General features: G+C 43.7%; 14 protein-coding genes and 3 tRNA genes. 13 read left to right on the forward strand and 4 right to left on the reverse strand.

The window, feature by feature from the left end:
- Positions 1-4 precede the first annotated feature (4 nt).
- Together JMW94_RS08235 and JMW94_RS08240 are read right to left on the reverse strand one after the other, a co-directional pair.
- Entirely contained in the window at positions 5-1,444 is a 1,440-nt protein-coding gene (locus tag JMW94_RS08235) for a WS/DGAT/MGAT family O-acyltransferase (protein WP_201603882.1), read from the reverse strand.
- A gap of 113 nt (positions 1,445-1,557) precedes the next feature.
- On the reverse strand, positions 1,558-2,382 hold the full coding sequence (locus tag JMW94_RS08240) for a thiazole synthase (RefSeq protein ID WP_087814573.1): 825 nt from the start codon (positions 2,380-2,382) through the stop codon (positions 1,558-1,560).
- A gap of 161 nt (positions 2,383-2,543) precedes the next feature.
- Here JMW94_RS08240 and gspE point away from each other — a divergent pair, with 161 nt between their 5' ends.
- Positions 2,544-4,097: a type II secretion system ATPase GspE gene (gene gspE, locus JMW94_RS08245; protein ID WP_193011286.1), complete on the forward strand. Its 1,554-nt coding sequence runs from the start codon at positions 2,544-2,546 to the stop codon at positions 4,095-4,097.
- A 194-nt stretch (positions 4,098-4,291) separates the two neighbouring features.
- On the opposite strand, the gene JMW94_RS08250 is transcribed toward gspE, so the two are convergent.
- Complete coding sequence (locus tag JMW94_RS08250; RefSeq protein WP_201603884.1) at positions 4,292-4,780, reverse strand: RidA family protein; 489 nt, start codon at positions 4,778-4,780, stop codon at positions 4,292-4,294.
- A gap of 118 nt (positions 4,781-4,898) precedes the next feature.
- Positions 4,899-5,600 (reverse strand): DUF4442 domain-containing protein, encoded by a 702-nt coding sequence (locus tag JMW94_RS08255; protein ID WP_201580827.1) that lies wholly within the window; start codon positions 5,598-5,600, stop codon positions 4,899-4,901.
- Between the two features lie 346 nt (positions 5,601-5,946).
- Between JMW94_RS08255 and JMW94_RS08260 the strand changes: the two genes are divergently transcribed.
- The 12 genes from JMW94_RS08260 (at position 5,947) to JMW94_RS08315 (ending at position 19,614) form a co-directional block, all read left to right on the forward strand.
- Positions 5,947-7,407 (forward strand): McrB family protein, encoded by a 1,461-nt coding sequence (locus JMW94_RS08260; protein WP_201603886.1) that lies wholly within the window; start codon positions 5,947-5,949, stop codon positions 7,405-7,407.
- 12 nt (positions 7,408-7,419) lie between these two features.
- The gene (locus tag JMW94_RS08265) at positions 7,420-9,015 is read left to right on the forward strand and encodes an McrC family protein (protein WP_227685460.1); all 1,596 of its coding nucleotides are present in this window, start codon (positions 7,420-7,422) and stop codon (positions 9,013-9,015) included.
- 243 nt (positions 9,016-9,258) lie between these two features.
- A tRNA-Pro gene (locus tag JMW94_RS08270) sits at positions 9,259-9,335 on the forward strand.
- Between the two features lie 96 nt (positions 9,336-9,431).
- Positions 9,432-9,508 (forward strand) — tRNA-Arg (locus JMW94_RS08275).
- Positions 9,509-9,547: 39 nt separating this feature from the next.
- Positions 9,548-9,623: transfer RNA gene (locus JMW94_RS08280), tRNA-His, on the forward strand.
- A gap of 517 nt (positions 9,624-10,140) precedes the next feature.
- Entirely contained in the window at positions 10,141-11,076 is a 936-nt protein-coding gene (locus JMW94_RS08285; RefSeq protein ID WP_201603888.1) for an AraC family transcriptional regulator, read from the forward strand.
- Between the two features lie 291 nt (positions 11,077-11,367).
- Positions 11,368-12,420, forward strand: coding sequence for a hypothetical protein (locus tag JMW94_RS08290; protein ID WP_201603890.1), 1,053 nt, complete (start codon positions 11,368-11,370; stop codon positions 12,418-12,420).
- Between the two features lie 81 nt (positions 12,421-12,501).
- Positions 12,502-13,704, forward strand: coding sequence for a type II secretion system inner membrane protein GspF (gspF, locus tag JMW94_RS08295; protein ID WP_109591221.1), 1,203 nt, complete (start codon positions 12,502-12,504; stop codon positions 13,702-13,704).
- 613 nt (positions 13,705-14,317) lie between these two features.
- A complete protein-coding gene (gene gspG / locus JMW94_RS08300) occupies positions 14,318-14,785 on the forward strand; it encodes a type II secretion system major pseudopilin GspG (protein WP_201603934.1) in 468 nt (155 codons plus the stop codon).
- Positions 14,786-15,048: 263 nt separating this feature from the next.
- Complete coding sequence (locus JMW94_RS08305) at positions 15,049-15,612, forward strand: protein-disulfide reductase DsbD domain-containing protein (RefSeq protein WP_201603892.1); 564 nt, start codon at positions 15,049-15,051, stop codon at positions 15,610-15,612.
- 67 nt (positions 15,613-15,679) lie between these two features.
- On the forward strand, positions 15,680-17,812 hold the full coding sequence (locus tag JMW94_RS08310) for a protein-disulfide reductase DsbD domain-containing protein (protein ID WP_201603894.1): 2,133 nt from the start codon (positions 15,680-15,682) through the stop codon (positions 17,810-17,812).
- 374 nt (positions 17,813-18,186) lie between these two features.
- Positions 18,187-19,614 carry a phospholipase A gene (locus JMW94_RS08315; RefSeq protein ID WP_201603896.1) on the forward strand — a complete coding sequence of 476 codons (1,428 nt, stop codon included), beginning with the start codon at positions 18,187-18,189 and terminating at the stop codon, positions 19,612-19,614.
- Positions 19,615-19,625 lie beyond the last annotated feature (11 nt).

Genomic DNA, 19,625 nt, shown 5'->3' on the forward strand with positions numbered 1-19,625 from the left:
TCCATTATGGAGCCAGCTTTTTTGTTTTACCATTATTCTTATAGCCACCTTTATCTTCAACCGTAATGCCTTGGAACTTAAGCGCTTTACTGGTGGTTTCCAACAGTTGCAACTCTTCTTCAATAAGCGTTAGCATTTCTTGTACATGTGGCAGTGCTTTACTACAAGCCGTAATCCCAAATTCAATCTTATCTAGATAACTAGCAAGGGTGATATTCATTGCTTGACCATTGAAGACAATAGATGCAGGGTACAACGATTGTAAACGTGCACCATTCCAATATAGTGGTTTTTCAGAACCAGGCACATTAGAGATAATCAGGTTAAACGCCTGTTTTTTGGGAAATAGACTGGTCGCTAAATTGATACCTTCCCAAGCATAGGCAATCACGCTGTAGTTAATCACTTGGGCTTGATTCATGCGTCGAAAGCGGCGTTTGCCGTTATTCATACTGCGATGAATCAGTTTGATTCGGCTCAGAGGATCATCTAAATGCGTGCCCAAATTGGCCAGTACAAAGGATAATTGATTGCCTGCCACACTGTCATCCGTACGCAGCGACATCGGTACAAAAGCAATGAGAGGCTTGCTCGGCAGCGCATCCATGGATATAAGATAACGACGAATGGCACCCGCACATACAGCCAGCACCACATCATTTTTACTAATATTTAGTCGCTCAGCAATATCGTTAAAACGCTGAATATCATAAGACTGCGCGGCTATACGCCGTGATGCTGAGATGCGTTTATTAAGCACACTCATCGGCGCATCAAAAGTACCGACATAGCTGTCATCACCGTAATTTTTCAAATTATCCAGCAGTTCGGTAAATACAGGTTTAATGGTAGATATTTGCTCTTTAATGATGCGTAATGCGGAGCGCTCTTTGGGTAAAATCGCATCGACTTGATTGCGATGGCGTGCCATTAATGACCAAATCGGTAGCGTTACTGGCTCAGTAGGCGATTGTGATAATGATTTTTTGACAAGGCGCATGGCAGCAATGCCATCAACCAATGAATGGTGAATTTTGAAATATAGAGCAAAACGCTCAGGGTCGCCTTCATTTTCTGGTTGAATACCTTCAATCACGTGACATTCCCACAATGGCATGGCACGATCCAACAGCCGACCATGCTCTCTTGAAACATACATCAATAACTCGCGAACCCGTGCAGGCTTTGGTAAGGCAACATGATGCAAATGATGCTCAACATCAAAATGTTTGTCCTTTTTCCAAAAAGCTAAATGCTCAAGCACTTGGTTAAAAGGAAAGGTAGGCGACACATCAGAATCTTGCATCTGTTTGACCAATTGGCAAACAAAACCGCTACCCGCATTCTCTGGCAATTCGAATAGGAATAAACCTCCAACATGCATGGGCTGTTTACGCGACTCAAGAAGTAAAAACAACTGGTCGACTGCTGTGAGAAGCCGCATAATAAATCCTTTTATGACGATAAGTTGAGTAAAAGTTACTTCTTTTATTATTATTTTATAGCTGACTTTTTATTAAATACTATGAATTTAATAATGGTCATTAAATTTAAAAGCTATTGAAAAAAGTATCCTGTTTGCGGTGAGCTGGCAGTTGCCATTTTGCGCATTGGCATACGACCCGCCAAAAACGCCGCGCGCCCTGCCCAGATGGCATGCTTCATGGCATGGGCCATCATGACTGGGTTTTGCGCATTGGCAATCGCCGAATTCATCAGTACGCCATCACAGCCCAGCTCCATAGCCAGTGCTGCATCAGAGGCCGTGCCAACGCCTGCATCGACCAATACCGGTACTTTGGCATTTTCGATAATAAGACTGAGGGTGTGACGATTCAGCAAACCCAGACCTGAACCAATCAAGCTACCAAGTGGCATAATTGCCACACAGCCCATACTCTCTAATTCTTGAGCGACGATAGGGTCGTCTGAGGTATAAACCATCACTTCAAAGCCATCATCAATCAATACTTTGGCAGCTTTTAGCGTTTCCATCACATTCGGATAGAGGGTTTTTTCATCGCCCAATACTTCAAGCTTAACCAGATTATGCCCGCCTAACAGCTCGCGAGCAAGCTTACAGGTACGAATTGCAGTCTCGGCGTCAAAACAACCAGCAGTGTTGGGTAAGATGGTATATTTATCGGGGGAAATCACATCAAGTAGATTGGGCTCATTGCTGTTTTGGCCAATATTGGTACGACGAATAGCAACGGTGACAATCTCTGCTGCCGACGCGCCAATGGCGGCGCCCGTTTCAGTCATATCTTTATATTTGCCCGTACCGACCAACAGGCGAGAAGAAAAAGTACGACTCCCGACCGTAAAAGTGTCTTGTAAAAGGGGCGTCGGATGAGTAGCAGTGCTTGTGTTCTCTGACATAACTGAAAATCCTAATGGCGAGTAAAACAAAATGCTATTATAACAAAATCATGCAATCTTACTTGCAGTCTTTTTTGGTTTAGCCAGTTAAGCATAATACGTTTGCCACGCTTTGACACGAGTTTCTTTCTGAGTTTATCTTTATCTATCAGGTCGCTTTTATGATGCAACTGCCGTACAGTTTTGCGAAACGCCATCAAATTTTGGCCATACTTGCCATTGATCCTGAGCTGCCAGCGACTTTGGTGCTGACCAAAGCCACGCCATTATCAGCGATTAATGAGGCAGTGCGATTTTTACAGCAGCAAGGGGTACGCGGTGTGCCCACTTATGAAAGCATCAGCGCCGATGACTTTGAAAAGCGCATGAACGCCGCTTATGCAGGCAATACTGGTGAGTCGCAACATATTGCCGCTGGACTCGAAGACCATCCTGATCTTGATAGTTTGGCAGATAGTGTCCCTGAAACTGAAGATCTGATGGATCAACAAGATGATGCGCCTATTATTCGTCTCATCAATGCATTGTTGTCCGAAGCGATACGTTTAAATGCCTCAGATATCCATATTGAAACCTTTGAAAAACGCTTGGTCGTGCGCTTTCGTGTTGACGGTGAATTAAAAGAAATCATTACGCCAAAACGCCAATTAGCGCCATTATTGGTGTCGCGTATCAAGGTCATGGCCAAGCTCGATATCGCCGAAAAACGCGTGCCACAAGATGGACGTATCAGCTTACGGCTGGCAGGGCGTGAGGTTGATGTGCGGGTATCGACATTGCCATCGAGCTTTGGTGAACGCGTGGTCATGCGTCTATTAGATAAGCAAGCAGGTCGCCTGAATATGACATATTTAGGGCTATCTGATAACGATTACAGTGAGCTAAAACGCTTGATTCATCGCCCACACGGCATTATTTTGGTGACAGGGCCGACAGGTTCAGGGAAAACCACGACGCTATATTCAGCATTGACCGATCTCAATGACCAAACCCGTAATATCTTGACCGCTGAAGATCCGATTGAGTTTCAGCTCGATGGCATTGGGCAAACGCAGGTTAATAATAAAGTCGATATGACCTTTGCCAAAAGTTTACGTGCGATGTTACGTCAAGATCCAGACGTGGTGATGGTTGGTGAGATTCGGGATTTAGAAACGGCAGAAATTGCCGTACAAGCGTCGCTTACTGGACATTTGGTTTTATCAACTTTACATACCAACACCGCCATTGGTGCCGTCACGCGTCTGCAAGATATGGGCGTTGAGCCATTTTTATTATCGTCATCGCTGATTGGTGTCGTCGCCCAGCGCTTGGTGCGTACGTTATGCCCGCATTGTCATGGTTGGCAAGTGGCTGATAGTGAGCAAGCCAAATTATTTACTGAAATTGGTATTGTGCCAGTCTCAGAGAATGGTGCTGAAACTTTAACAACTACACCTATCAATCTACCCAGACCAGTTGGCTGCGACAAATGCAATCAATCAGGGTTTAAAGGACGGACGGCGATATATGAAGTGGTGCCCGTTGATGATACCTTGCGCCGTATGATTCATAGTAATACCGCCGAGTATGAGCTAGAGGAGTACGCACGTCAGCAGACACCGTCGATTCGTGCGGATGGGTTGCATAAAGTCATTGCAGGTCGTACGACGTTAGAGGAAGTGCTACGAGTGACGAAAGAGAGTGCCTTAGCTGATGACACAATACTTGTATAAAATGTCTAGAGTGCATTGGTGATGGTTTAATCTACCTCAGCCAAAGGGTCTGCATAGCAGGTAAAAAAATAACTGGCTATGGTAGCCAGTTATTTGATGGTCATTCTTTACTGTTTTTAATACTTTACTGTTTTTAATACTTTAGTGTTTTGAATAGTTCAGTGCTTTTAATAATTTAACGTGTGACGTCATTATTATTTTGCAGCGATACATTCAACTTCAACGCTGGCACCAGCCGCCAATTCAGCGACGCCAAAGGCTGAACGTACCGGATAAGGTTTGGCCAATTCTGCTTTATAGACTTTATTAAAATCGTCAAAGTCATCCATGTCTGTCAGCATCGCCATACATTTGACGATGTCTGACTTTTGATAGCCGTACTCTAACAGGGTTTCATTAATATTATCCAATGCTTGCTTGGCTTCGGCTTTGACACCACCTTTGACTAATTTGCCATCTTTAAAACCAATTTGTCCAGACATGTATAGCGTATCGCCCACACGTACTGCTTCTGAAAAAGGATAATTACCGCCATCACCAAGAAATACAGGGCTAGATTTAGTCACACTTGCGGTATTTGCCATTGGCGCCGCATTCGCTGTCATAGCAAGGCCTAGTGAGCACGCGCCCACGAGCAACGCCTTAGTTAAATGGGTAGTCAATTTATGGGTAATCTTGGACATCGCTGTCTCCTTATTATAAGTTTTTTTCACAATTTTTTTAAATTCACTATACAAGTTTAACAAACATAATGTCTCATCACACTAGATGACACATTATGTCTTACTTATGCTTAACCAGTTATTGGTCGTTTTGCTCAGCTTCGACTTCTGTTTTAGATTCAGTGTCAGCTTCTAGCGGCTTTTCGCTACTTTTGCCTTGACGGCGGGCTTCTAATTCAGACTTAGGAATCCAAGCCCATGTCATCTCAACCACGATAGGGTCACGATCACTGTCAGACTCACGGTCATGAATGACGCACGGAATTACCATTTCGCCTTTTGGTGTATTTAGGATATCTAAGCGCTGCTCATCCGATAAAGACGCCACTGCTGCAATTTGACCTTTTTTAATCGGGCGATAAAAATTAACCGAGTATGATTTAATCAATAGTACGCGGTCAGAGGGTAGGTTTAAACCCAAAATAAAACCAGTCGCTGTTTCGGCAAGTAAGGTAATGGCGACCGCATGAATAGAGCCAATATGATTTTGCACTGCTTTGGTGTTGTTTAAGCTCACGACGACTTGGTTGGGTTCGACCGTTTCATAATAGACGCCCGTTGTGCCTACATATGGAACCACTTTACCAAAGGCTTTGGATAAGATGCTCGAGCGTGCGCTGGCAGGTAAGTACTTGGTGATAGATAACAGTTTGGTAAATTGATTGCTGATGGGCTTGAGCGTGCTGTTGGGTTTTTCGACGGGCGATCTTGTGCTGTCAGAGGTTTTGGCTGGCAATTTATTGGTTAGCTTGCTAGGGAGTTTTTTTAATAATCCTGACATACAAAATTCCTTAATGTAGATAGATTAAATGACGCTTTGAGTGTTACATATTTCATCATAGCAGCTGATAGGATGCCTATTGTGTAAGCTGCCATGCTCACTATGGTACATTAACCGCCGTCTGCCTACTATTATTAGCATGAACTGCTGCGCTTATAAAATAGGGCTAACGTCATGATACTCTAGATGCTAGGAATACTATCGCTCAATGCAATATCGTATCACTCAGATGCTTTCATAAACAGTGCTGCTGGATGCCATAAAGACAGTCACGCTATAATGATGACATTTTAGCGTATCTTATTGATTATTTTTCTTATTTCCTTTTTCTATGCTGGATGAAGCTATGCCTGACACGTCAATTCATGCACCGACCAATATCATTTATACAGGCGTTTCTGGTACGGGGAAAACCTATCGACTGTTACAAATTGCTAAGCGATATACTGACTATCTGCCGAGAGCCGATGAGGCAGATTTGTTGGGGCAGCTATTGCAAGAGCTTAGCTGGCGTGAAATCGTATGCTTGGTGCTTTTGGATTTTCAGTCTAAACACCAAGACTTGGTAAAAGTGCCTGAAATCGTCAATCATGCGTTCTTTGTCGCGAAAGCGGCGCAGAATGCACGCGAAAAAAACTTAAGCAATACGGCTTGGTCTGTCCTTCAAATGCATAGCCCTACCAATTCAAAAACTGTGACTTATAAAAACCGTGCCAGCCAAGCCTATTTTGATAAAGATGAGGGCGGTGCGTGGTATTTGCTGCCAGAAAGCTTTGAGTTATTAACAGAGCTATCGCAGCAACTTGCCGAATTTCAGCAAGCGCAGCGTGATAACAGTGTCAACCAAAGCCAAGCTAATCCAAATCAAGGTTTTAGCCAGCAGCGCTTTACCATGGTTAGCTTCCATCAAGCATATGGCTATGAAGAGTTTGTCGAAGGCATTCGTCCTGTCATGGCAGCGTCTAATCATACAACAAGTAGCTTATCTCAAATGAATTACGCCATTCAAGATGGTGCATTCTTAAAATTGTGTCAACGGGCAGCAAATGATCCAGAGCAGCGTTATGCCATCTTAATTGATGAGATCAATCGCGCCAACGTGTCACGAGTATTTGGCGAGCTGCTCAGTCTAATTGAGCCAGACAAAAGGGCTGGCATGACAAACGCGATGACCGTTCATTTGGCCTATTCTGGACGGGCTTTTAGCATCCCTGCCAACATTGATATTTATGCCACGATGAACACCCAAGATCACTCGTTAGCACTACTTGATATGGCATTACGTCGGCGCTTTCGTTTTATCGAATGTCCACCGCAACCCGAGTTATTACCGGTGATTCATGTGCCTCAAAACTTAGAAACTGACAGTCCAGCAGCAACGATAGATTTGGCAAAGCTATTAACCGGTTTGAATAATCGCATCACGCAAACATTGGGAATGGAAGCGCAATTGGGTCATGCTTTTTTATGGTCAGTGACGAATCTTGGACAATTGCAAGCGGTGTTGGTCGAACAAATCATTCCGCAGTTAATGCAAGCGACGGGTGGGCAAGAGGGTACTTTGCAATATATTTTTAGAGATGAGCAGCAGCCACTGCGCACGCAGTTTATTCATGATAGTCATGCATTCATTAATGACAGTGTGAATGACCAAGTGAATGCTAATAGTCAAAATCCGCTGTTTACTGGTCAAAATGCATTTTTCGGTCAGTCTATGAGCACCGCTGGCTATAGGATAAATACTGACCTCATCGCGAGAGTAGGCGAGTTTGCCAAACCCACTGTCTATCAACGTTTATATCCATAAAGGTGCTCAGCGTTGATAAATAATAGCTTCAGTCATAAACTCATAGCCAATAATATTGATAGTGCCAATGTTAATGCGTTTGATGTAAATACCATCACTGTGTTTGAACACCAGCGTTTAACAGCGCATGACTTCTTACGGGTATCTGATTTCCATTGGTTGATGGCGCAAGAGTTTGCGGTATTTAGCATTGAGCGCAGACAGGGACAATGGCAGTTAAAAGTCGGACATTATATAGGGGTTATTTTACTGCCCAGCGGCATGATGCTTGAGATTTTACCCAAACTCGCGGCAAAAACTTCTAGCGATCAAGTCGCGCAGCAATCATACCTTTCACAGAATGCTAGTCATCGCCATGCCAGTCATCGCCCCGATATCAGGCAAGCTCGCCAATGGGTGCAGGGCATGCTATCGGATTTGACCAATAGCAGTCATGCCAAAAACAAGTTACCCAATACAAAAAATCTAGGTCAATTTAGCAGTCAATTGTCGCCGCTATCGATAGCTGTACTGCCATTGTCAGACTGGCTTATCACGCAGTTTTTGCAGCGGCTGGCTCATTATCGACCAAGCAAACACTATCAGACGCAGGTCGATAATCAAGCATCGCTACAAGGTCGACTGCTCATCAAAGAACAATTGCGCCACAACAGCATGCAGCCGCATAAGTTTGTCTGTGAGAGCAGTATACTGAGCCAAGACATGCTAGGTAATCGGCTGATTAAGAGCACGTTGATTTTGCTGACACCTTTATTTTTTCAATCAACGTTATCGAAAGCAAATGCGCCTAAATTTTTGCAGGCTTGGCAGCGAGTAGCGGCGTTGAGTTATCAAGAGCTGACACAGTTAGAGTCGATATACAAGCAAGCCAAGCGTCAGTTAGCCGCTCAACCGCTTCGAGCACCGCAACTACAAGCTGCTCAGCAGTTGTTAGATATGGCTTATTGGTTACTAAGGCAGTCCAATGTGACAACAGGTAATGGTATTGCGCCAAATAAACCATTCAAGCAAAATCTGTCGTCTCCGCGTTTATGCTTGCTGATTGATATGAATCAAGCCTTTGAACAATGGGCAAGTATGCGCATTGCCTCGATGTTTCAGCAAGTGAGTCAACAATATCAGCCGTTATATCAAACGCAAAGTATCTGGCTAACGGATGCAGAAGGGCGCGCATGTTTGTCCATACGGCCTGATTTGCTCATATATAAAACTGATGCTGATGATAATTGTCAAAATCAGAGTAGCACTGCGGTTATTGAAGCTAGAGAAAAAGGTCACTATAGCCATGTCATCGATATTAAATGGAAGCATTTATCGCAGACAGCCAGCATTAGTGCCAGCGATGCTTATCAACTGATGAGTTACGCTCAGGCCTATCAAGCAGGGCAGGTGTGGCTGGTTTATCCAGTACAAGATAATGAGCGGTTGCCAGTTGCGCTCAGCCAACAAGTGCATGGTTATAAAAAAACTGATGGCGCTAACAACCATGATAATAGCAATAATGCTACTGATGAAAAAGTGAGTCCTGCGCCATTGTGGCTCGTACCATTCAATGTTCTTACTGGTACGATAAACGGCAGCTTGCTTCCTGGTAGGAATAGAGTATAATGAGCGCTGTCGATGAGTAAGTAGCACTTAGCATCGTGGAGAAAAGGATTTATCATAGTGGTTTTTATGATAAATGAGCGTTTTTTAAGTAATTTAGCAGTTTTTTTAAATTAATTAAAAATAGGTGTTGACACCATCGGCTTTTCCCCTTAATATGTGCACCTCGATAGCAAGGAACGTTAACAAGTTAGTGGCATTGCCAACAACGAGTTAATCAACAAACTATCGTGATAATAGAAATTTCGGAGTGTGGCGCAGTTTGGTAGCGCATCTGGTTTGGGACCAGAGGGTCGTAGGTTCGAATCCTATCACTCCGACCATCTATTTTTAAGAGCCTTACAGGCTTTTTTTTATGTATAATGGTTTAGTTTCTGATATATTTAAAACTTGCTTTAGTATATAAAAGTCCTCTAAGAGCGCCTGTAGCTCAGCTGGATAGAGCATCTCCCTTCTAAGGAGGTGGCCGCAGGTTCGAATCCTGCCAGGCGCACCATTTAGCCTGCAAATCTTGCCTCATCAGGCAATAGTTATGGCGGTTGTAGCTCAGTTGGTAGAGCCCCGGGTTGTGATCTCGGTTGTCGTGGGTTCGAGTCCCATCAGTCGCCCCATATTTTATTCTGCATTATCCTCTTCTTGTTCTACCTCATTATAAAAACCTTATTCTAAATAATAATACTTGCCATGTTTGGCTTTTTTTTGTGCCTGTATGATTGGTTTTAACCTATCTTACCCCCTGGGATTAAAATTTGTAGACTTATCAGCCCTTTGATTGTCTATTGGTTTACTGGCCTTTTGTCTCATTTATTTTTATTATGGGTTCTCTTTTGAGACGCTCGCTATCTCTGTACGTGCCTTAAACCTGCTTTGTTATTCTTTAACAGCCTTTGTATAGAATAACAAAGGCAACGCTTTTAGTAATGCATCATGATAAGGTTTTAAAGCCCGTTGATATATTAGGTCATCCATTAAGAAGTGATCCATTGAAGATGATGCAGGTGTTCAGAAAGTCAAAGGTCAGTTAAAAAATATATTGAATAGATTAAGTAAGCCTAAGACTGTAGTAGGGATGTGAGTGCTTGTCTGAGATGCGCTGCTATGGATCTTATATTATTGAGGAAGTGATTAATGGACGCATTGAGCGTATTGCTACAAAACGTACATTTGTTTGAAACCAAGTATTATCGTTTGAATGGGACTGGTAATTGGTCTTATTCCATCACTAGACAAGATACGATTTTATTTTATTTAGTGATGTCTGGGAGCTTTTGTATCGACGTCGGCAATGGTTTGCGACAGGCTCACGCAGGCGATATGATTATGATTCCCAGTGCTCATAAGCATGTGAGCTATGCCTTAGATCATAATGGTGACGATGCGCTACCGCTGGATGAGTTGTTGACTCATTGTAAGGAAAACACCCTTGATATCGATGGCAACGGTGATCCTAACTCGTCTTTGATATTGATTGAATGCAAGTATGACAAAGAAATGATACGTCCTTTGTTGTCTGTGCTGCCTGCGATTTTGCCTGAAATCAATGATGAGACTGACGGTAGGTTTGAGGTCATTGATGTCGAGATTAAGCTGCTGACCTTAGAAGCTGAGCGTGAGCGCATGGGCAAGACCGCGATCATTAATCATTGGGCAAGTATTATGATGATTGAATGTTTGCGGGTTTATATTGAAAGTTTGCCTGAGGCCACAGAAAATTGGCTAAAAGCTATGAAAGATCCGTTTTTGACCAAGGCGTTAGCAGCGATGCATCAAGCGCCCAATCAAAACTGGACCATTCATAAGCTGGCTGAAGTCGCAGGAATGTCACGCTCAAGCTTTGCGCAGCGCTTTAAAGATACAGTTGGTATGCCGCCGCTGACCTATCTCATTGATTATCGCTTGCGCTTGGCGGCCCGTTATCTACGCTTGCAGCAAAACAGTATTGGCCGTATCAGTGAGTTGGTTGGCTATGCGTCAGATTCGACCTTTAGTCAAGCATTTAAGCGCGTTTATGGAGTATCACCAAAAGCCTATCGCCAACAATATCAACAAGAAAACATCGCATAGCGTATCATTAATACACCATAAAAGCGTTAAGGTTGCCATTAGGCCCTTAACGCTTTTTTGTTTTCTCATGGTGAAGTATGAGACTTTTATGAAGATATTTCGTCTATGGTTGACAGGCGTTGATAGAGAGTATTTTGACGATGGACAGCTGACAATGTGCTTGTGTTCAGGTACTATGGAATAATGAGTCATCTAGGCGCAAACGCTTGTTTTTAGCGTAAGATATGTCACTGTATGGTGGTCAGATCGTTTGTTCTAAATGATATTTATTTTTGCTGCTGATGGTATGTTATGACTGAACCGACCGCAAAGCCACGCGCAGGAGCCAATAGCCAACAAGGCTCAGCTGTGTCCGCTAAAAAACAAAGCAATATGAATCCAAGCAACGTCAAGCATGGTCAAAAAGACAAGGCGGGTGCGACACCTGACAAAGCGATGTTATTGGCACTGTTTACGCTGCCAGATATTGAAGAGGCAGTTGTTAAAGAGGTCGTTAAAGTCGCCGCTGATGAGTTGTCTAATACCCATAGCGTGATGCAACAGCCTGCTACTAGCGAGATCAATATTGCCGAGCAGCGTGTGGCACTGTATCGTACTCAGCATGAGCGTACGCGATTATTATATATGGCATCCGCTGCCACGCGACCTACTTATTTGGTACAAACGCTCAAATCACAATTCGCAGAACATCAGCAATACTTGCTGGCACAGCAGCTTGATAAACGCGGCTTGATGGATACCGATGGATTAGAGCGTCTTTGGCAGCAGCTGCATGTGGTCGATGACATCATCGCTGATATTGTCCGTCATATGCCAGCTCAGCAGCCAGCAGGTTGGCAATTGACCACTCAGGATGGGCGAAATCCGCTATGCTTTGCCACCGTTGGCAAATTAAAGAACAGTAAGCCTATTCGTGATCAAGGCAGTCTAAATAGCTATGTACTTGGGCACTTCGGTGTGAGTAGTTTTACCTATGACCGCGGCTATTATATTGGACATGTCGTTGGCTACTTATTCAGCTGTTATTTTTGTGCCCATCTATCTATTAGCTATGGTGTTACGGCACTTGGTTCGCAGGTTATAGCTGATTACGATTATGCCAGTCTTGAGACGCCATACATGGTTAGACTGCTACAAGGGCTGGATGGCTACTGTAAAAAACGTATTTATCAGTTGGCAGTTATCTGTGCACGATTGAGTGTCTTTGCCAGTGACAAGCGTATCGAGAGAATGCTCATTGCTGAGGTCAACGACTTCGATAAAAAACTGCAGCAGCAGCACTTAGATGTTTTGTTATTGCAAGGTTTGATGCCAGACAGTAGCGATTCTACGCCGCTTTTTTAAGCCATTAAATCTCGATAGACCTCCTTTATAAGTCCTTGTTTATTACCTTTTCTTATTGACCACTTTAGGATATTCGCTGCTATGCCCGCTTATCATTATAAAGCGTTAGATGACCATGGCAGTGTGCAAAAAGGCTTGCTCGAAGGTGATTCTGCTCGACAAGTTCGCCAGCAGCTGCGTGATAAACAATGGACGCCCGTTGAAGTCAGTGCCGTCAATGATAGACAAAACCAGAATAAAAACCGCTATAAAAAACCGTCTGCTTACGAGTTGGCATTGCTGACCCGTCAATTGTCGGTATTATTGGCAGCGGGTATTCCGTTAGAGGAAACGCTTGCCGCCGTCGCCAAACAATCACCAAAAACCCATATTAAATCTCTCATGCTTGCCGTGCGCTCGCATGTATTAGAGGGTTTGAGCTTGGCGCGAGCATTGCAGCAAGCCGCCAGTTTTCCACCACTATATATCGCGACCATTGCGGCAGGAGAAAAGTCAGGTCACTTGGATTTAATCTTGAACCAGTTGGCAGATTACACCGAAAACCGCTTTGCATTGCAAAAGAAAATCCAAGGCGCGATGGTTTATCCGATTGTACTGATGGTGATGGCAGTCGGCGTGATTATGGGCTTGATGAGTTTTGTGGTGCCCAAAATTGTCAAAGTGTTTGAGCAATCTGAGCAAGCGCTACCGCTCATTACCCAAATTGTTCTTAGCCTATCTAACCTCATTACACAGTGGTGGTGGCTGATGCTGCTAGTATTGGCCGGAACGGCGTTTTTGTTTTATCGTTTCGCGCAGACGCAAGCGGGTAAGTTAGCGATAGACAGCATCGTGCTAAGATTACCGATATTGGCGCGGTTATCAAAAGGGCTGAATGCAGCACGTTTTGCCAGTACATTGGCGATATTGGTACGCTCAGGGGTGCCGTTGATTGAGGCATTGCATATTGGTGCGGCGGTGACGACCAATTTACACATTCAAAAAACTATTATCACTGCAGCTGATAGGGTGACGGAAGGCTCAAGTTTATCGAGTCAATTAGAAAAGTCCAGTTACTTTCCGCCGATGATGGTGCAAATGATTAAAAGTGGCGAAAACTCAGGCGAGCTTGAAAACATGCTCAGCCGTGCCGCCAATATGCAGGAAGCAGAAGCCACCAACTTTATCAGTACCTTATTGTCGCTACTTGAGCCGTTGATGCTAGTGCTGATGGGCGTGGTAGTCATGATTATCGTGATGGCAGTGATGCTGCCGATTGTAAATATGAATGATCTAGCAGGATAATAAATACTCAAATCTTCTGAACTTGTGTGCCTCCCGCTCACATTTTTATTGTAGCCATCTTACTAAATATTACGCTAGCTTTCTTAAGATTTGCTTACTGTTGTAGATTGTTGACTGAGCCAGGTTTTTACTAGGGTAAAGCCAGCCATCAAGCTATAGTAAGCGTCAGTCAAAAGTTATCCTTATAAATATCACTTATCATGCTGTGCTTCAATATTGATGCTTATAAAAGTCAAGGTTCATAACAATATACTTGCGGCGCTAGGGCGTGTCCTCATTTTAAAAATGGTGACAAAAATGAGATAAATGGCCGTCAAACAAGGAAAGTAGCGCAAATAATATCGAGATATTAAGAAGCTATTTGACGATGTTTGGCAAAATTTAGCTATTTTTAGGCCATTTAGAAAGTAAACGATTGAATTGAGGACACGCCCTAGATAAAAATAAAATCATGGTTTATAGTGATAATCGTTTCAGTGCTCATTAATACGACTATCATTAATGTTAATTGAACGCCACTTTTCCTATTTACATCACCCTGATGCCAAAAGCGATGACAAAAGCGATGACTATAATTGACAAAATTCAAGTAACTACTATGCCAACAAGTGCTATGAGTGCCAACAAGCCAGCTCCTACGAGAGCCAGTCAGCCACTGCCTATGCGTAATAAACAGTCTGGATTTACTCTGATCGAGATCATGGTCGTGATTGTAATCTTGGCAATTCTTGCAGGCTTGGTTGTCCCTAAAGTGGTGGGACAAAGTGATAAAGCTCGTGTCAAGACCACTGAAACAGCGCTTGCTACAGTATCCAACGCCCTTGATATGTATAAGGTTGATAATTCGCGCTATCCGACTACCGCACAAGGTCTAGAAGCATTAACCACACCGCCAGCAGAGGCCAAAAACTACCCAGATGGTGGTTATATCAAAGGCGGCTATCCAACAGATGGCTGGGAAAATGAGATGCAATATGTCGCCCCAGGCAGTGAAGGTCGTCCTTATGATTTATTCTCGCTGGGTGCAGATGGCCAGCAAGGCGGCGAAGGTCAAGATGCTGATCTTTATGCTCAATTATAAGTATTAGCTTGATGAGCAGTTAAAATATGGGTAGCTAACGATCCCTTACTCCATAGTATGTTTATTGGTGACGGTCGCTCTAATGCTCTTAAATATCAACCAATAAGACCTTATTGGTTGATATTTTTATATCAGTAAATAAATGGCGTGGCATTCCATAGGTAGTGTCAAACCATCCATTTTTCCAACAATCTATACGTTTGATACCAGTCATATCGCCCCGCTTATTTGTCATTAAAATCAGCCAGTAGAGGTCATTGCTCATGTTTACCAACAAACTCAACTCACAAGCCGTCATTACAAATAAACGAGTCTCTAAGTTGCCTCACGCACTTGCAATCATGAGTACTTCATTGATGATAGGGTTGTCGATGGCATCTATGAGCGCTCAAGCTGCAGGTTTGGGCGAGTTATTTGCTAATAATGGTGCCGCAAAATCGAAGTTTTTGCCTGTCGATAAAGCGTTTCAAGTTATTAGCAGCACTAAGGCCACGCCTAAGGGTACGCGCTTATCTATTAATTTTGATATTACGCCAGGTCATTATGTCTATAAAGATCAGCTTACTCTCAGTTTCCCTAAGGGCGTGAGTGCAACCCCCTTTACTTTTAGTCAGTCGCCAGTCTCCATTGACGACCCAACCTTTGGTAAGGTTCCCGTTTTTACCCAAAAAAATATGGTAGCAACCACGACTCTGACTACTAACAATGGTAAAGGCGCAAAAAATGCACCGATTGTCATTGGCTGGCAAGGCTGTGCAAAAGCTGGGCTGTGCTATCCGCCAGAGAAAATCAAAACCACGGTTGATATCGCCGTGACACGCAAATAGACCACAAGCCGATCGACTCAAATATTGGTAATAAATAGCATATTAGGTAATAAATAGGTAGCTCTTCATGTCCATCAAGACAATAGAAAAAAAACCAGCGCTAATGGTACATCGCTCGTCCAAAAGATCTTATCTACTAGCATTTGCGGTCTCTAGTAGCTCGTTGTTTACAGGACTGGCTGCGATGCCCATGATGACTCATGCGGCAGGGCTGGGTGATTTATTTAGCAGTGATAAAAATGCGGCACAGACGAAGTTTTTACCAGTGGACAAAGCTTTCCAAGTCAGTGATAGCAGTAAAACTACCAATAATGGCACGCGCTTAGCCATTAATTTTGACATTACGCCTGAGCATTATGTTTATAAAGACCAAATCAAACTGACGTTGCCAGCTGGTGTGACCGCCGCGCCTTTTACCTTTAGTCAAAAGCCAGTGTCAATCGATGATCCAACATTCGGAAAAGTACTGGTGTTTGACCAAGCGAATATGGTGGCTACGACGACCTTGAGCAGCAGTAATGGCAAAAGCGTCAACGATGCCGCCGTGGTGATTGGCTGGCAAGGCTGTGCCAAAGCAGGGCTATGCTATCCACCTGAAAAAATTAAAACGACGATTGATATCGCTGCTACAACGCCACAAATTGCAGGAAATAGCGCTAGTACTTCTACTCAAGAAGCTGCTAACAACAGTCTGACAGATAATGACAATACCGCCGAGTCAAGTGCAACGGTTGCCGATAGTCTTGTAGCAGAGCAAGCGCTGACTGATGATGGGGTGATTGATTATGCCTTGTTGGATGATGAGGCTTTAGAGGGAGAGCTTGGCGCTACCAATACGATTTCTGGCGCAGATGAACAAGGCGTCGATGGCACTGCGACAAGTGAGGTTTCTGCGACAACCAACAATACTGTTGCTGGAAATAATGCCACTGATAGCGATCCTTTTGGTTTGGCTTCTCATCCTTGGTTGGCATTGGTATTATTGTTTTTAGCAGGGCTGGGTTTGGCATTGACACCATGCGTACTACCAATGTTGCCAATCGTTGCCAATATCGTTGCCCGTGAGGAAAACCCAACGGTGAAACGCGGTGTTATTCTCACCACCAGTTACGCTATTGGCGTGGCAACGGCTTATGGTATTCTGGGCGCAGTTATTGCCGTGTTTGGTGAATCATTAGGCATTATCGGCTGGCTACAAAACCCCATTATCCTGATTGGTTTTGCGATTGTATTTGTCCTACTTGCACTATATATGCTGGGTGTGTTTAGTATTCGCTTACCGAGATTTATTAGTAATAAAATGCAAGGCTTGAGTCAAGCAGGGGATAGCAAGCTGGGTAGTACGGGCGGTAGTTTAATCGCGGGTTTCTTATCTGCGCTCGTCGTATCGCCTTGTGTTTCTGCGCCATTGTTTGGGGCGCTGCTTGCCGTATCGACGATTGGTAGTCCACTACTGGGTTTTGCAGCTTTATTTATGCTGGGTTTTGGTTTATCCGCACCGCTTATCTTAATTGGTGCCACCCAAGGTAAAATTATGCCGAAGGCTGGCGCGTGGATGAACTGGGTCAAGCAAGGTTTTGCCTTATTGCTCTTTGCCGTTGCTTTATTATTAATTGAGCGCGTCTTTATCTCACCCGTGATGCTAATGGTATGGGCGTTATGGTTTATGGTTGTAGCGATGTGGGCGTGGAGTTGGTTGGGTAAAGGTCGTATGCTGACCCAAGCATTAGGGTTAATCGCCGGTATTTGGGCAACATGTTTAGTCATCGGCGCGGCGTTGGGTAACGATGATAGTTTGCATCCGCTGGCATCTTTGAGTGCTGCTCCGACGATGCAGACGACTGGTCAGCCAGCCCTGAGTAATACAACAGATAAAACCGTCACAACGCTGACTGAGTTAGATGCCATTATCGCCGCCAACCCTAAAGTGCTTGTCGATGTCACTGCTGAATGGTGTATCGAGTGCCGTATTATGGATAAAAACTTATTTCATAATCGTCCAGCGCAGATGCAGGATTGGCAGTTGGTGAGACTGGATATAACAGAAACTACGGACGATTCTAAAGCAATCTTAGCGCGCTATAAATTGTTTGGCCCGCCAGCATTGCTGTATTATCAAGACGGTCAGTTGACCAATCAACAAGTAGGCGAGATTGATCGTCCAGAATTTGAGCAAACGTTGACGATGCTTAATAATTGATATCTTAATAACTGATACTTAATAAAACGAATAAGTCTTTTCTAAAGGCTTAACAATACAAAAGAGCCAATGTACTATTCATACAGTACGTTGGCTCTTTTATTTTTATCAATGGTTACCTGACATCCTGACGCTAAGCATTTGGTTTAGCGTTGATTATTGATATTTACATTGGTATAGGGCAGCGATAACGCTAGTATAGTACACACATTTTCATTACAATAAAGCAACAATGCTGAAGGCGCATTACTCGTTGTAACTGCTCACTTCTATATCTGAATGTCATTGGGTTTATTTTAGCGATGACGCTGATGGTCATACTCATTATCTTATATACTCTGCTGGCGATAATGTCAGTTAGATAAAGGACACTTATGTTTTCCCATATCACCGCACAGCGCCGCCCTATGCCTCTTATTACCGCGCGCAAAAACACTTTATTTCAGACAAGAAAGCATTATTTGAATATTGCTGTTGGTCTAGCGCTAACCTGCTTTACCGTGCAAGTCCAAGCTGCCGATAAAACTCAGAGCGATAATGAGTTACCAGTACCGAAGGCAGCGTTTGAGTTTGAAGATTATCAGGTGTCACAGGATGCCAATACAGCTTCGCAAGATCGCCAAGTAGTCAGTAAAGAATTTATTGCTCAGCAAGCAAAATTGTTTTTTGAATGTACTCAAGTACAGACCAGTGCCGCCCGTTTGGCTTGCTTTGACAAAGTGGCTGAAGAAGGTAAAACACCCAGCTACACCACAACTAAGCAGCCAGTAGATTTGGCAAAAACCTTTCAAAGTACGCTTTCAGGTAATCCGCAAGTTGTCTTTGTAGAAGAAAAATCTACCATTGCTGGTGCTAATAATGGCACTACTGACTCAGTTGCGCGCGCGCCTGCTACTAATGAAGGTTTAGACACCGTTGGGCTAACGCAAAGAGAAGCACAAGTTTTAGAAAATGTTGGGGTCACTCAAAAAGATATCGAAAAATATACACCGCTTAGTTTATCCTATGATCTCGATAAAAACAGTGAGCGTGGGACTTGGACGGTAAGGCCATACCGACCAACCTATTTATTGCCAGTATTTTATACCTTTGACCCTAACCTAGATCCAAGCACGCCGTCACAGGAAACGGAGTCCTTTACTTCTAATGACATACGCAATACTGAACTAAAATTTCAGTTGTCTTTGAAGACCAAAGTTGCCGAAGACTTATTCGATACCAGTGCTGATTTGTGGTTTGGTTATACCCAAGAGTCACATTGGCAAGTTTATAACGAAGACAACTCGCGACCATTCCGTGCCACCGACTATCAGCCTGAAATATTTTTGACTCAGCCAGTGACCGCAGATTTACCTTTTGGTGGTCGTCTTCGTATGCTTGGTGCTGGTGCCATTCATCATTCTAATGGACAAGACGATCCGTTATCACGCTCATGGAACCGTGCTTATCTCATGGCAGGAGCGGAGTGGGGTAAGCTATCAATCGTACCGCGCCTGTGGGCTCGAGTGAATAGTGAAAGCAGCAGCAGTGAAGACAATCCAGATATCGAAGACTACATGGGTTACGGTGATATCAAATTCTTATATGATTTGCCTGATCAACAGAGCCTGAGCGGTACATTGCGCTACAATCCAAGCACCAATAAAGGGGCGGCGCAAGTCGATTATATTTATCCATTATCAGAAAACGTTAATGGCTTTGTTCAGGTTTTCCAAGGCTATGGCGAATCCATCATCGATTATAACCACGAAAATACCTCTATTGGCTTTGGTATCGTACTGAATGATTGGAAAGGTTTCTAATATCAGCGCAC

The organism is Psychrobacter immobilis, from assembly GCF_904846185.1.
Taxonomy (GTDB): domain Bacteria; phylum Pseudomonadota; class Gammaproteobacteria; order Pseudomonadales; family Moraxellaceae; genus Psychrobacter; species Psychrobacter immobilis_B.

Coding starts and splice junctions, on each gene's coding strand:
- JMW94_RS08235 (WP_201603882.1), bottom strand. CDS start 1,444: ATGCGGCTTCTCACAGCAGTCGACCAGTTGTTTTTACTTCTTGAGTCG.
- JMW94_RS08240 (WP_087814573.1), bottom strand. CDS start 2,382: ATGTCAGAGAACACAAGCACTGCTACTCATCCGACGCCCCTTTTACAA.
- gspE (WP_193011286.1), top strand. CDS start 2,544: ATGATGCAACTGCCGTACAGTTTTGCGAAACGCCATCAAATTTTGGCC.
- JMW94_RS08250 (WP_201603884.1), bottom strand. CDS start 4,780: ATGTCCAAGATTACCCATAAATTGACTACCCATTTAACTAAGGCGTTG.
- JMW94_RS08255 (WP_201580827.1), bottom strand. CDS start 5,600: ATGTCAGGATTATTAAAAAAACTCCCTAGCAAGCTAACCAATAAATTG.
- JMW94_RS08260 (WP_201603886.1), top strand. CDS start 5,947: ATGCCTGACACGTCAATTCATGCACCGACCAATATCATTTATACAGGC.
- JMW94_RS08285 (WP_201603888.1), top strand. CDS start 10,141: ATGGACGCATTGAGCGTATTGCTACAAAACGTACATTTGTTTGAAACC.
- JMW94_RS08290 (WP_201603890.1), top strand. CDS start 11,368: ATGACTGAACCGACCGCAAAGCCACGCGCAGGAGCCAATAGCCAACAA.
- gspF (WP_109591221.1), top strand. CDS start 12,502: ATGCCCGCTTATCATTATAAAGCGTTAGATGACCATGGCAGTGTGCAA.
- gspG (WP_201603934.1), top strand. CDS start 14,318: ATGAGTGCCAACAAGCCAGCTCCTACGAGAGCCAGTCAGCCACTGCCT.
- JMW94_RS08305 (WP_201603892.1), top strand. CDS start 15,049: ATGTTTACCAACAAACTCAACTCACAAGCCGTCATTACAAATAAACGA.
- JMW94_RS08310 (WP_201603894.1), top strand. CDS start 15,680: ATGTCCATCAAGACAATAGAAAAAAAACCAGCGCTAATGGTACATCGC.
- JMW94_RS08315 (WP_201603896.1), top strand. CDS start 18,187: ATGTTTTCCCATATCACCGCACAGCGCCGCCCTATGCCTCTTATTACC.